The organism is Marinobacter sp. DS40M6 (assembly GCF_028581595.1).
In the GTDB taxonomy this organism is placed as follows: domain Bacteria; phylum Pseudomonadota; class Gammaproteobacteria; order Pseudomonadales; family Oleiphilaceae; genus Marinobacter; species Marinobacter salarius.
Genome location: NZ_JAFCAE010000001.1, coordinates 525325 through 538566, shown reverse-complemented (window position 1 = coordinate 538566; position 13242 = coordinate 525325). Strand labels below are relative to the sequence as shown.

The window sequence follows — 13242 nt, the reverse complement described above, 5'->3', positions numbered from 1 at the left end:
TGGATGTTTTTGTCGAGCGTACATGGACGTATTCACAGCGCGTCCCGGCAGGTTCCTCCCCGTTCGTTCACGCACCCGACAAAGCGGGCCAAAACAATTACCGGTATTGTTTGAGCTCCAGCTTGGCAACAGAATCAAGATGCACCTCATCCGGCCCGTCCGCCAGCCGCAACGTCCGCACCTTGGCCCAGGCTTCGGCCAGGAACGTGTCCTGAGACACGCCCGCGCCACCGTGAACCTGAATCGCCCGGTCCAACACCTTCAGCGCCATGCTCGGTGCGATCACCTTGATCATCGCAATCTCCTGACGAGCCACCTTATTGCCAACGGTGTCCATCATGTGCGCCGCTTTCAGGGTCATCAGCCGAGCCTGTTCAATCTCCATGCGACTGCGGGCAATATCCTTGCGAATGGAATCGAAACTCGACAGCGGCTTACCGAAAGCCTCGCGGGCATTGGCACGCTTGCACATCAGCTCGAGGGCACGCTCGGCAACCCCGATGGTGCGCATACAGTGGTGAATACGGCCCGGCCCAAGGCGGCCCTGAGCAATTTCAAAACCACGGCCCTCACCCAACAGAATGTTGTCCACCGGCACCCGCACATTGTCATACTGAATCTCAGCGTGGCCGTGAGGGGCATGGTCGTAGCCAAACACCGTCAGCGGGCGGATCATCTTCACGCCCGGCGTGTCCAGCGGCACCAGAATCATCGACTGCTGCTTGTGCTTCTCAGCCCCCGGATCGGTCTTGCCCATAACAATGGCGATTTTAGAGGTGGTGGTCATGGCACCTGACGACCACCACTTACGGCCATTGATCACATACTCATCGCCTTCGCGACGGATTTCACAGGCAATATTGGTGGCATCGGAAGAGGCCACGTCAGGCTCGGTCATGGAGAAGCAGGAGCGGATTTCGCCATCAAGCAGGGGCTTCAGCCACTTGTCCTGCTGCTCTTTGTTGCCGTAGCGGGCGATGGTTTCCATGTTGCCGGTGTCCGGCGCGGAGCAGTTGAACACCTCCGGCGCCATGGCCGAGCGCCCCATGACTTCACACAGATGGGCGTACTCATAGTTGGTCAGACCGGCACCGAATTCACTGTCGGGCAGGAACAGGTTCCACAGCCCCGCGGCTTTCGCCTTGACCTTCAACTCCTCGACGATCGGTACCGGCGCCCAGCGATTCTCCGCCTGCTCGACCTGTTCATGGTGCTTGTGCTCATTCGGGTAAATATGGGCGTCCATGAATTCGTGAAGCTGCGCCTGCAGTTTTTTGGCTTTGTCAGACAGCTCAAACATTCCAGTACCTCATTGGTTGAAGGATCAGATTGGCACGCCTTCCGGTTTCTCACTCCCGGAGCGAATGCGGAAGGTGCCTTCGGCGATGGCCAGGAGGTTACCCTTGTCGTCGTGAACCTCTCCGGTGCTGTTAAAAATTCGGGTACCGCCGGCCCGTTTGCGGCCGGTGACCCGGATAGTTCCACCGGAACACTGCCCGGTGAACGTTGTCGTCAGCGACAGGGTAATGGCTTTGCGTATCCGGCCGGGATACGGACAGTAGGTGCCGGCCTCGGCCATTGCGATATCCAGCAGCGACGTCAACACACCGCCATGAATCACGCCGCCCAGATTAAGGTGGCAAGGCTGCAGCTCCAGGCCAATCACCGCTTCGTTCTCCTCCCAGGACACCTGGTGATACCCCAGCAGATTGTGAAATCCTGGCAGGTCCTGGCCACCACGGATATGCAGGCTGTCTTCACTCATTACACTTTCATTCCAGGCAGGTTAAGAGAAGCGGTGTTGCCACCGTCCACGGGCAAAGACTGGCCAGTGATGTAGCTGGCGTCATCACTGGCCAGGAACAGAATGGCGGCGGCAATTTCTTCCGGCGCACCATAGCGCCGCAATTCACACCGTGATCCAAGCTTATGGGCTTTCTCATTGGCGTGGGCATAGTCAAAAACAGCCTGGGTCATGCCGGTTTCCACCAGCCCCGGGCACACCGCATTCACGCGTACATTGTCGTTCCCCAGATCGCAGGCAGCAGTCATGGTGAGGTTAACCACACCAGCCTTGGACGCGCTGTAAGCGTTACCACCGGCACCGGAGCGAAGACCGGCCACCGAGGCGGTATTAACAATCGAGCCCAGCTTGCGGGCCTGCATGTGGGGCGCGACATGCTTTATAAACAGCATGGTGCCAATCAGGTTCACCGCCAGCACCTGTTCCCATTCGCCCCGGTCGTTACCGGTAATATCGGGGTGACCACCATTGGTGCTGGCGATGCCGGCAACGTTGCACAGCACGTCAATGCGACCGAAGGTCGAGACAGTCTCGCCCACCAGTGCGCTGACCTGCTCCTCATCAGCCACGTCTCCAATGCGACGCAGGGTTTCCGCTCCCTCGGGCATCAGGCCCTCGGTATCCAGCAGGCCCGCTTCGGACATATCCATCATCACCACCTGCGCACCCTCCCGCGCCAGGCGAACCGCCGTGGCCCTGCCGATACCACTGCCGGCCCCGGTGACGATGGCTACCCGCTTGTCGAAACGCCCCATGCCGATGCTCCTTTTTATAGTTTGTTGCGTCGTCGCGAATTCACCTTCTACTGTAATTTGTCACGCCTTCCGGTTTTGAGTCAATATATTCGGAAGTAAATTTCACTAGATAAAACATCAGAACCACAATAGGCGAAAAAATGAAAAACACGCAGCACATGCCCGTCTATGCCCCCACCGATCCCGATGAGTCCATGGACGCCATTGGCCAACGCATCCAGCACCTCGCCCTCGAACGCCCGGACCATATCGCACTCATCGATGGGGAGACCCAACTCAACTGGCAGGCGCTTGTCAGGCGAGCCAACCGCATCGCCAACCGGCTGCGATCCGCCGGCCTGAAACAAGGTGACGCCGTAGCGGGTTTGTCAGAAAACAGCATCCATTATGTTGCTCTGTACCTGGGGACGTTGGTGGCCGGCGGTTGCATGGTGCCGCTTTCAGGCATGGCGAGTGGCAGCAGCCTGGCACTGATGCTGAATGACTGCAGAGCCCGCTTCCTGTTTGTTTCCAAGAAGAACATCGAGCTGTTTGAAGGCATTGCCGATAAGCTCGATACGCTCGGGCGCGATCAATGTATAGCGCTCGATGGCCACAGCCCGGGAATGCGCCTGGACCTTGCGTCCTGGCTGGGCGATATTGGCGCGGAGGCGCGCCCGGCCACGGTCACCCTGGATGATCCGTTCAATGTCATTTACAGCTCGGGCACGACCGGCACCCCCAAGGGCATTCTTCACGATTACCGTTTCCGCCAGCGCCAGATGGTCCGAATGAGTCGCTTCGGGCTTGATGGCAACGCCGTTAACCTGGTGTCCACGCCGATGTACTCCAACACCACGCTGGTGTCCGTACTGCCAACTCTGTTCTACGGCGGGACCCTGGTGCTGATGGCAAAGTTCGATGCCCGGCGGTTCCTGGAAATGGCCGAACGCTACCGCGTGACCCACGCCATGCTGGTGCCGGTCCAGTACCAACGCATCCTCGCCGATCCGGAATTCAATCGCTTCGACCTGTCCGCGTTCCAGCTCAAGTTGTGCACCAGCGCTCCCCTCAGGGCGGACGTCATCCGGGAAGCCATGGAGCGCTGGCCGGGCAACATCCGCGAGGTGTATGGCCTGACCGAAGGCGGCATCTCCACCAGCCTGGACTGCGCGGCCCACCCGGACAAATGGGACTCCGTGGGAAAACCCACCGAAGGCGCGGAAGTTCGGGTAATTGACGAGGAGGGCAACGAGCTGCCCCGGGGCGAGACCGGGGAGATCGTGGGCCGCGCCATCTCCATGATGCGGGGATATATCAACCGCGAGGAACAGACCCGGGACATGCTCTGGACCAGCCCCGAGGGCCTGGTCTTCTATCGCAGCGGTGATATGGGCCGAGTCGATGAAGAAGGTTTTGTGTATATCCTGGACCGACGCAAGGACATGATCATCTCCGGCGGTTTCAACATCTACGCGGTGGATCTCGAAAAGGTACTGCTGGCCCATCCGGCCGTCGCCGACGTTGCGGTGATTGGCATTCCCAGCGAACAATGGGGCGAAACCCCGCTGGGGCTGGTGGTGCTCAAGCCCGGCTGCACAGAGGATGAGGCGGAGATCCTCGAGTGGACCAATGGTCAACTGGGCAAGGCCCAGCGCCTGACGGCCATTGAATTCCGCCCGGAGCTGCCCCGTTCCACCATTGGCAAGGTGTTGAAGCGCGATCTGCGGGCGCCTTACTGGCCCTGAACTAGCCCTTGCCCATGCGCGCAAGGGCGGCCCGGCAGTCCTCCGACCGCAGTCTGTCGGCAAACACGGAGCGTTCCCTCTCAAGGGCCTCGCTCACCGCTTCCCGCCAGGGCGCCTTGATGAGGCGCTTGGTGGCCCGCAGGGCTTCCCGGGGTTTAGCCGCGAGCGCGTCAGCCTGTGCCAATGCTTCATCCACCGCCAGCCCATCATCAACCACATGACTGACCAGGCCACATTCCCTAGCTTCCTCGCCGTTCAGAGTGTCTCCCATCAGTAGCAGATCCGCGGTACGCCGGGAACCCAGATGCAACGGCATGGTCACGGTAGAAGCCGCCTCCGGCACCAGCCCCAGATCCACAAAGGCGGTTTTGAAACGTGCGGAGCGGCCAGCGATGACGGAGTCACAATGCAACAACAGGGTAGTGCCGATCCCGATGGCAAGTCCTTCCACCGCAGCAATGATGGGCGTATCGCACACCATCAGGGCTTCGATAAAAGCCAGACCCGCAGAGGGCTTCGGATTCTTATCCGTAGCGCGGGCGCGGAAATCATCGAGATCATTGCCGGCGGTAAAAACACCACCGTCACCGCTGAGCACAATGGCATGCACGCTTGTATCTGCCGCTGCTTTGCTCACACCTTCGGCCAGCGCCCGGTACATATCGCGAGTCAATGCGTTTTTTTTGTCCGTCCTGCTGATCACCAGGTGGGCCACACCTGGCTGATTTTGGGTGATGATCACGATGAATGCCTCCATGAACTAAACTTTGGTAATGGAATATCGGCAACCATCCTATTGCAAAAAGCAAAGTGTGTGATAGATTCAGATACACGGATTCATTCTGCAGTCACTAATTCCGCACAGTGAAATCACGAACAGGACGTCCAACACAATAATGATCGAGGTCCAGCAATGAAGATACTAACAACCGCCAGAAAAACCCTGATCACGTACGGTTCTGCCCTGACCCTGGGCCTGACCGCCGCACTGGCCAGCGCTCCGGCAGCTGCCGCTGAAGAAAGCTTTACCTGGAAGGTCCAATCCCATTGGCCTGGCTCCAGCAGTTCCTATGAAGACAGTCTGGTTCGACTCAAGACCATTCTTGAAGAGCGCACCGATGGCCGTCTGGAGCTGGAACTTTACGAAGCAGGCTCGCTGTTTAAAGCCAAGGAAATCTTCAACGCTGTCAGCCGGGGCATCCTGGAAATGGGCACCATTTCCCCGGCTTACGCCCAGGACAAGATCACCCTCGCGGGTATTGCCTCGGGCCTGCCGTTTGCCTTCCGTAATGTCTGGGAAGCCGCCTATTTCCATCAGGGCCTCGGGTTCGAACAGATGCTTCGCGATGAAGCGGCCAAACACAATGTCTATTGGGCGACTGACAAGGTCTACCCGACCGAGATGGTGGTCAAGCAGCCTATTAATAGCTGGGAAGACTTCACCAAGCTGAAAATCCGCTCCTCTGGTGCGCTGCAAAGCTTTCTGACCGACGCCGGTGCCGCCGCATCCTACATCCCGGGCAGCGAACTCTACTCCGCCCTGGACTCCGGCATTGTTGACGGTGCCCACTGGGGGGCTTCTCAGGGCGCATTCAGTATGGGCCTGTATGAAGTGGCCAAATACCACGTGCAGCCAGCACTGAACATTGCCGGCACCGACGTCATCATTGTCAGCCAGAAAGCGTTGAACAAGTTGCCCGAGGATATGCAGAACATCGTCAAGCAGGCCCTTGAGGAACAGTTCTGGTTCCGTACCAACGAGTATCAGTACAAGGAACGCATCACGCTGGCCAAGGCCATCAGCGAACACAATGTTCAGGTCAACACCTTGCCGGAGGACGTTCAGAACCGTCTGACCCAGACCGCACAGACGTTGTGGGATGAGGAAGGCAAGCGCAGCGACAACGCCCAGAAGGCGCTGGACATGCTGAAAGACTACCTGTCAGAGCTTGGTTACCTGTAAACGCCTGACACCTGAAACCGGCCGGGCCAGCTTTTCAGGCCCGGCTTTGCTTTTGAACGAACCGTTTCCCGGAGAATACCAATGGGTGTGTTGAGCGCATTCATGAGAGGGGTTACCCGTCTCAATGATGTCATCGGGCGCGGGATAGCGCTGATCGTTTTTGCCATGTTCGCATTCCTGATCATGGAGGTGGCGTTTCGCTACCTGTTCAACTCACCCACGGTATGGACCAACGAACTGACCCAGATGCTGTTTGGCATCTACGCCGTCATGTCCGGGGGTTACATCATGGCTCACCGTGGCCATGTGAATGTTGATCTGCTGCACTCACACCTTCCGCCCCGCGGCCGTGCCGTGCTCGACATTCTGACTTCAACAATATTCTTTATATTCACCCTGGCCCTGCTTTACTTCGGCTACGACATGGCCAGTGAGTCCATTGCCAGCTGGGAAACCTCCTATTCCGCCTGGAACCCGCCTATCTGGCCGGTGAAAGCTGCCATTCCATTGGGCACTGGCCTGCTGGTTCTGCAAGGCATCGTCAAGTTACTGGAAGATATCGCAGTGGCCTTCAACCTCAATTACTACACCCCCGAACCCCAGGACGACGCCAAAGGAGAGCCATTGTGAGCATTGAAATCCTCACGCTGCTGTTCTTCGGCTCCCTGCTGTTTTTCCTGCTTCTGGGCCTGCCACTGGCCTTTGTGCTGGGCGGCGTATCCGTTGTCTTCCTCTACTTCACCTGGGGATTCGACTCCTTCTACATGGTGTCCTCGCAGATCTGGGGCACCATGGAAAGCTTTACCCTGGTGGCGATCCCCCTGTTTGTCTTCATGGCGATGATTCTGGAGCGAACCGGGGTTGCCAAAGACCTGTACCGCATGATGCATCTTTGGTGCGGCGGCCTGCGGGGCGGCCTCGCGATTGGCACCCTTGGCATCTGCGCCGTTTTTGCAGCCATGGTCGGCATCAGTGGCGCGGCGGTCGTCGCCATGGGCACCATCGCTCTGCCCTCAATGCTTGAACGGGGCTACGACAAGAAGATGGCCCTGGGTGTGATCAACACCGGTGGGGGCTGGGGCATACTGATTCCTCCCAGCATTCTGATGATCCTCTATGCCCTGATTACCGGTGTGTCGGTGGGCAAGATGTTCGCTGCCGGCATCATGCCCGGTATTCTGCTGATGGTACTGACCGCCATCTACATCCTGGTGCGCTGCCACCTGCAGCCCGAACTGGCCCCGGCGCTGCCCAAGGAAGAGCGTGGCACCTGGCCGGAGAAGTTGCGTGCCCTGCGGGCGGTACTGCTGCCCATCGGTGTTGTGATCATGGTTCTGGGCTCTATCATTGGCGGCATTACCACGCCAACCGAAGCCGCCGCCATGGGCGTGCTCGGCGCCCTGATATCCGCTGCGGTGTACCGTCAGTTCAAGTGGAGCATCCTGCAGGAAGCGGCGATCCGCACCTTCAAGCTCACCGGTATGATCATGTGGATCCTGTTCGCAGCCCACGCCTTCAGTGCTGCCTATCAGAGCATGGGGGCCCAGGATCTGATCGAGGGGCTGATGAATATGATTCCCGGCGGCCCCTGGGGCATCATCGTCGCCATGATGGTGATCGTGTTCCTGCTGGCCATGGTGCTGGACCCGGTTGGCATCATGTTGATCACGCTGCCGGTATTCATGCCCATCGTTGAGTCCCTGGGATTTGACCCGATATGGTTCGGCATCCTGTTCGTGATCAATATGGAAATCGGCTACATGACGCCGCCTTTCGGTTTCAATCTGTTCTATCTGAAAGGGGTGGTGCCACCGAGCATCACCATGAAGGATATCTACTCATCGATCATTCCCTTTGTGATTGTTGAAATTGTGGGTCTGGGGTTGATCATGATCTTCCCGCAAATTGCCACCTATCTGCCGGATCTGCTGTTCTGAGCCGAGCCTGATCATGGCCGATCATAACCCGGCATGGGTTGTTGCAGGCGGTTTAACAGAGGACTACCTTTAGGGAATCCCGATCAATGGAACCGGGATTCCCAATCACAAGGAGACGTTCTCATGAACCGATTCAGCCCTGCCTTAGTGCCCCTGCTTCTCCTGCTCTTGCTTGCCCCCTTCGCGGCCCAGGCTGAGACCCTGACCGACCAGACCATCCGCTCATTCATCAGCAGCCTGGAAACCCTTCAGGGGATGGAGAGTGAATTCGATGAGATGACGGAGGATTTCCCGGCCGAGAAAGGTGAGCGCGGTGGCGAGATGCCAGACATGTCGCGAATATTCTCATCGTCCATCGAGCGCATGAAGGGTCATGACCTATATAACCGGCTGGAAGACGTGGTGGAGCAACACGGATTCGCCAATCCCGAGTCGTGGGCGAAAACCGGTGACCGCATCTTCCAGGCCTGGAGCGCCCTGGAAATGGGCGAGCAGTCCAACACCATGAATCAGGAAATGGCCAAAGCCATGGAAGAGATCAACAACAATCCACACATGAGCGAAGCCCAAAAACAGCAGATGCGGGACATGATGGGTGGCGCCATGTCTGCCATGGAAACGGCAAGCAACGCACCGGAAGCCGACAAGCGTGCCCTGCGACCGCACCTGGACGCACTGCGCGCCGCAACCGATTCAGACCGTTAAGCAGCACACGCCCCGAAACAAAAAAACCCGGCCGCGTGGGCCGGGTTTCTTTCAATCCCCTGACGGCCTTTACGACATCAGGTTGTAGACAAACACGATCGCAACCGCCACCGGTGTTACGAAGCGAACCAGGTTGTACCAGAGCGCAAAGCTGCCTCCGGAAAGGGCCAAATTGCTCTGCAACGACTCTTTCGCCACGCACCAGCCGACAAACAGGGCCGTCAGCAGGCCGGACAGCGGCAGCATCACGTTGGCGGTAAAGAAGTCGAGCAGATCGAAGATGGTGTTGCCCTCGAAACGCTCGAACATGCCCAGGGGCGCGAAACCAGACCACTCGTTCAGGGACAGGATGGACGCAATACCCAGCAGCCAGCAGGCAACCCCCACCACCACCGTGCTTCCCACACGGCCAACGATCAGTTTGTCTTCCAGCCATTCAACCACTGGCTCCAGCAGTGAAATAGCGGAGGTCCAGGCCGCGAACAACAGCAGCACAAAGAACAGGGCACCAAATATGCTGCCCATCGGCATCTGGCCGAAGGCCAATGGCAGGGTCTGGAAAATCAGGCCGGGGCCCGCACCGGCTTCCAGGCCATTGGCAAAGACCACCGGGAAAATCGCCAGGCCGGCCATCAGCGCCACCACGGTATCCATGATGGACACGGTCACTGCAGTCCGCCCGACCGACACATCGTCTCCCAGATAGGAACCGTAGGCCATCATGATGGCCATACCCAGGCTCAGGGTGAAAAACGCATGGCCCAACGCTACCAGTACGCCATCCATGGTCAGGGCGCCAAAATCAGGGGTAAACAGGAAGGCGACAGCAGCACCGAAGTGGCCGGTGGTAGTGGCATAGCCCACCGCAACCAGCAGCAACACGAACAGGGCGGGCATCAGGATGGTGACGGCTCGCTCCAGGCCGGATTTGAGGCCACGGGCCACCACGAAAATCACCAATGCCATAAAGATGGTGTGCCAGATCAACAGTGTAACCGGGCTGGCCAGCAGGCCGCCGAACAGCTCACCGATGGCGTCCGCGCTCTGGCCGGTAAAATCGCCCATGGCCGCGTGGCCAACGTAGGACGCCGCCCAGCCCCCGATGACAGAATAGAACGACAGGATAATGAACGCTGCCAGCACACCCACAATGGCAGAGATCCGCCATACCGGTGACGCCAGGTTGCGCTCGGCCACCAGGCGGAAACTGGTGATCGGATTATGTCGGCCACTACGGCCGATATAAACCTCCGCCATCATGATGGGGATACCGACGATGGCGATACACAGCAGGTATACCAGTACGAAAGCGCCACCACCATTTTCGCCGGTGACATAGGGAAATTTCCAGATATTGCCCAGCCCGACGGCCGAACCGGTCGCGGCCAGGATAAAGGCCATCCGGGAGGACCATAGCCCACGATGGGCCGGGGTAGATTTGGAACCAGTCATTGTTTCATCCTGTGCTTTTGGCTGATGAATCGATTAGAAGAGGTATGCCGAAGGCCTGCTTCAGCAGATGGGGCGGGATTTTGCCAGCAGTATGCGCAGGATGCCAGCCAGGGCCGGCACCGGGACGTAAACATCTCCGGGGCCGGCCGATAACTAGCCGTTTTTACTCACGAACCGGGAGACCAGATCTTTCAGCCCGCGGGACATCTGGCTCAGACTGTTACTGCTGTCCTTGGCGGAATCCGCCTGCTGGGTACTGTGATCGGCCAGTTCGGCAATATTGACCACCTGATGGTTGATCTCCTCGGATACCTGGCTCTGCTCCTCAAAGGCCGCCGACATGCTGATGAAGCTGTCGGAAATATCATGGATCGAAGACACGATTTCCTGCAAGGACGTTTCTGCCTCCCGCACCTTCTCCAGGCCCTTGCCTGCATCCTGCTCCCCTTCACGGGTGGCCTGAACGGCTTGTTCCACCTGGCTACGGAAGTCGTCAATGACCTGCTGTATACGTACTGTGGAATCCCGGGTGCGGCGGGCCAACGACCGGACCTCGTCCGCCACCACGGCGAACCCTCGACCCTGCTCGCCAGCACGGGCGGCTTCGATGGCCGCATTCAGTGCCAGCAAATTGGTTTGTTCAGCAATGTCTGAGATCAGGCTGGCGGCCTCACCAATGCTTTCTGTTGAGGCACCCAGTTTCTGGATGGCCGTGCCAATGCCGTTCACCCGGGTGACCAGCTGTTCGATGGCCGTCAGGGCCTCACCGCTGCGCTTGCTGCCGGTGGCCGCCATCCGGTTGGCTTCTTCCGCCACTTTGGCGTTGCCATTCACGGTTTCAGTCACTTCCTGGATCGACACCGTCATTTCGTTAACGGCCGATGCGGTCTGGTCGGTCTCGGCCCGCTGTTTGGCAATCGACTCGGCGCCCTCGCTGATGTAACGGTGGCTCGCCCTGGCATGCTCATACAGTAGCTCCGCCTGGTCATCAATACGGGCCAGGGCGGTACGAATCCTCGCTTTCTCGCTCATGATCAGCATGGCCATCTGCGAGAACAGGCCGCTTTCATCACTGTAGGTCCGTGCCACAACGGCATCACGGAAGGCGTCAGGGCGCAGGTCAAGCAGGCTCTGCAGGCGGGCGGTTATGGACCTGAGGGTCAGCCCCGCTGCCAACACATGAGCTACCACGATCACGCCGATGGCCATCCCGGAATTGCCCAGCATGGTCAACGCCACCAGGCTCAGGACCAACGACAGGGCAAAGGGCCATCCTGACCGCAAGACAGATGCAATCCGACTTTGGACACTGACGACCGCCTTGCCGGCAGACAGCTTCGGATAGAGTTTTTCAGCCCGCGCCACTTGCTCACGGGTTGGCGAGACTCGTACCGACTCGAAGCCAATCATTTTTCCGTTTTCAAGAATCGGGGTCACGTAAGCGCTCACCCAATAGTGGTCACCGCTCTTGGTGCGGTTCTTGACCACCCCCATCCAGGGTTTTCCGGCCTTGAGGTACTCCCACATTCCCTGAAATACAGCCGACGGCATATCCGGATGACGGATTACGTTGTGGGGCTGGCCGACCAACTCCTCTCGAGAGAAACCGCTAATGTCGACGAACTCGTCATTGCAGTACGTAATGACGCCTCTTGAATCGGTGGTGGTAATCAGTCGACCGCTTTCGGCCATTCGGACTTCACGCTGGGTAACCGGAAGGTTTTTTCGCATTACAGGCTGTCTCCCTGACATGGCCATTCCACATTTGGTTTGGCAATTATGGCAACTCTAAGCGTAGACGCCGTCAGCAAACATTGTGAAATATCCGATATCCAGAGGATGTCAGAGTGAACCGGGACGACCGTTTACAGACAACGGGGAGTACCGTTACACCGCCAGCCTTGCCCGCGGATGAAAGCGCGCATTCAACCACAGCGACAGGGCGATAACACCGCCTCCTATGGCCAGTCGCAACAGGTCGGCATCCCGGTTCCAGATCACCAGATTGACCAGCAACCCGGCGGGCACCAACATGTTGTTCATGATTGCCAGAGTGCCGGCATCCACATGGCATGCCCCCCGGTTCCACAGGAACAGCCCGATACCGGACGCTGCCAGGCCCAACCAGGCGAGGATGCCCCACTGCAACGAGGTCGTGGGCAGACGACTGGCATCGCCAAAGATCAGGAAGGATGGCAGGGCAATGATCAGTGCCCCGAAAAAGAAATAACCAAACGTACGGTAGGCCGGCAGTTCCGTCGGGAAGCGCATCATGGTGTGCTTATAGCCGACCTGGCCCGCCGCAAAGGTGAAATTGGCCACCTGCAACAGCAGGAAGCCAGTGATAAAGCCCTGGCTCAGGCCGTCGTAACGGATAATCCCTGCACCCAGCGTTGCCACGGCTGCGGCAACCAATGCAATCGGCGAAAAGCGCCGGTACAGGGCGTCATCGATCAGGGTAACGTACAGTGGCGTGAAAATGGTAAACAGCAGAACTTCCGGCACGGTCAGGTAGCTGAACGAGCGGTACAGGCACAAATAGGTCACACCGAACTGCAGCATACCGGTGACCAGTACACCCAGCTTCAAGCCTCCGGGAACCCCACGCCAGCGGGTCAGCGGCAGAAACACCAGGGCGGCAAGCACCACACGGGTCAACACCGCGAAATCGCTGTCCACACGCCCGGCCAGAAATTCGCCAATCAGGCTGAACGAAAACGCCCACAGGACTGTTACGAAAATCAGAAGACCCATATTACCCGCACCTGAAACATTGGAAGGCGGCACTTTACCCGCTACTGCACTGGGTTGTACACAGTGCCACGGAAACACCCTATGACATCCGGAGTGGAGAATGGGGTACCATCCAGCGCACCTGACAGTTTCCAATTTATCTCTC

12 protein-coding genes are annotated in these 13242 nt (G+C 58.4%); 5 read left to right on the top strand and 7 right to left on the bottom strand.

Features of this window, described 5'->3' with window-relative positions:
• Window positions 1-97 precede the first annotated feature (97 nt).
• The 3 genes from JJO78_RS02370 to JJO78_RS02360 are packed head-to-tail and all read right to left on the bottom strand — an operon-like array spanning window position 98 to window position 2559.
• Window positions 98-1300: an acyl-CoA dehydrogenase family protein gene (locus JJO78_RS02370; RefSeq protein ID WP_075195545.1), complete on the bottom strand. Its 1203-nt coding sequence runs from the start codon at window positions 1298-1300 to the stop codon at window positions 98-100.
• Window positions 1301-1324: 24 nt separating this feature from the next.
• The gene (locus tag JJO78_RS02365) at window positions 1325-1765 is read right to left on the bottom strand and encodes a PaaI family thioesterase (RefSeq protein ID WP_036202088.1); all 441 of its coding nucleotides are present in this window, start codon (window positions 1763-1765) and stop codon (window positions 1325-1327) included.
• Window positions 1765-2559, bottom strand: a complete 795-nt coding sequence (locus tag JJO78_RS02360) for an SDR family NAD(P)-dependent oxidoreductase (protein ID WP_075195546.1) — start codon at window positions 2557-2559, stop codon at window positions 1765-1767. Before JJO78_RS02360 ends, JJO78_RS02365 begins: the two co-directional genes overlap by 1 nt.
• A 140-nt stretch (window positions 2560-2699) precedes the next feature.
• Between JJO78_RS02360 and JJO78_RS02355 the strand changes: the two genes are divergently transcribed.
• Window positions 2700-4286, top strand: a complete 1587-nt coding sequence (locus JJO78_RS02355) for a class I adenylate-forming enzyme family protein (protein ID WP_075195547.1) — start codon at window positions 2700-2702, stop codon at window positions 4284-4286.
• A gap of 1 nt (window position 4287) precedes the next feature.
• Here JJO78_RS02355 and JJO78_RS02350 read toward each other — a convergent pair whose 3' ends face one another.
• Window positions 4288-5028, bottom strand: coding sequence for an enoyl-CoA hydratase/isomerase family protein (locus JJO78_RS02350; protein WP_227662326.1), 741 nt, complete (start codon window positions 5026-5028; stop codon window positions 4288-4290).
• Window positions 5029-5199: 171 nt separating this feature from the next.
• Here JJO78_RS02350 and dctP point away from each other — a divergent pair, with 171 nt between their 5' ends.
• The 4 genes from dctP to JJO78_RS02330 all read left to right on the top strand — a co-directional run bounded on the left by dctP (window position 5200) and on the right by JJO78_RS02330 (window position 8891).
• Complete coding sequence (dctP, locus tag JJO78_RS02345; protein ID WP_075195549.1) at window positions 5200-6249, top strand: TRAP transporter substrate-binding protein DctP; 1050 nt, start codon at window positions 5200-5202, stop codon at window positions 6247-6249.
• Between the two features lie 81 nt (window positions 6250-6330).
• On the top strand, window positions 6331-6879 hold the full coding sequence (locus JJO78_RS02340) for a TRAP transporter small permease subunit (protein WP_036202080.1): 549 nt from the start codon (window positions 6331-6333) through the stop codon (window positions 6877-6879).
• Window positions 6876-8186, top strand: coding sequence for a TRAP transporter large permease (locus JJO78_RS02335; protein ID WP_007155586.1), 1311 nt, complete (start codon window positions 6876-6878; stop codon window positions 8184-8186). The genes JJO78_RS02340 and JJO78_RS02335 overlap by 4 nt, the downstream gene beginning before the upstream one ends.
• 123 nt (window positions 8187-8309) lie before the next feature.
• Complete coding sequence (locus tag JJO78_RS02330; protein ID WP_075195550.1) at window positions 8310-8891, top strand: hypothetical protein; 582 nt, start codon at window positions 8310-8312, stop codon at window positions 8889-8891.
• A 69-nt stretch (window positions 8892-8960) separates the two neighbouring features.
• On the opposite strand, the gene JJO78_RS02325 is transcribed toward JJO78_RS02330, so the two are convergent.
• From JJO78_RS02325 to JJO78_RS02315, 3 genes are all read right to left on the bottom strand, one after another.
• The gene (locus tag JJO78_RS02325) at window positions 8961-10343 is read right to left on the bottom strand and encodes a sodium-dependent transporter (RefSeq protein ID WP_036202075.1); all 1383 of its coding nucleotides are present in this window, start codon (window positions 10341-10343) and stop codon (window positions 8961-8963) included.
• Window positions 10344-10496: 153 nt separating this feature from the next.
• Entirely contained in the window at window positions 10497-12074 is a 1578-nt protein-coding gene (locus JJO78_RS02320) for a methyl-accepting chemotaxis protein (RefSeq protein ID WP_036202065.1), read from the bottom strand.
• Window positions 12075-12230: 156 nt separating this feature from the next.
• Window positions 12231-13097, bottom strand: a complete 867-nt coding sequence (locus JJO78_RS02315) for an EamA family transporter (RefSeq protein ID WP_041335698.1) — start codon at window positions 13095-13097, stop codon at window positions 12231-12233.
• Window positions 13098-13242: the final 145 nt, after the last annotated feature.

Coding starts and splice junctions, on each gene's coding strand:
- JJO78_RS02370 (WP_075195545.1), bottom strand. CDS start 1,300: ATGTTTGAGCTGTCTGACAAAGCCAAAAAACTGCAGGCGCAGCTTCAC.
- JJO78_RS02365 (WP_036202088.1), bottom strand. CDS start 1,765: ATGAGTGAAGACAGCCTGCATATCCGTGGTGGCCAGGACCTGCCAGGA.
- JJO78_RS02360 (WP_075195546.1), bottom strand. CDS start 2,559: ATGGGGCGTTTCGACAAGCGGGTAGCCATCGTCACCGGGGCCGGCAGT.
- JJO78_RS02355 (WP_075195547.1), top strand. CDS start 2,700: ATGAAAAACACGCAGCACATGCCCGTCTATGCCCCCACCGATCCCGAT.
- dctP (WP_075195549.1), top strand. CDS start 5,200: ATGAAGATACTAACAACCGCCAGAAAAACCCTGATCACGTACGGTTCT.
- JJO78_RS02340 (WP_036202080.1), top strand. CDS start 6,331: ATGGGTGTGTTGAGCGCATTCATGAGAGGGGTTACCCGTCTCAATGAT.
- JJO78_RS02330 (WP_075195550.1), top strand. CDS start 8,310: ATGAACCGATTCAGCCCTGCCTTAGTGCCCCTGCTTCTCCTGCTCTTG.
- JJO78_RS02325 (WP_036202075.1), bottom strand. CDS start 10,343: ATGACTGGTTCCAAATCTACCCCGGCCCATCGTGGGCTATGGTCCTCC.
- JJO78_RS02320 (WP_036202065.1), bottom strand. CDS start 12,074: ATGCGAAAAAACCTTCCGGTTACCCAGCGTGAAGTCCGAATGGCCGAA.
- JJO78_RS02315 (WP_041335698.1), bottom strand. CDS start 13,097: ATGGGTCTTCTGATTTTCGTAACAGTCCTGTGGGCGTTTTCGTTCAGC.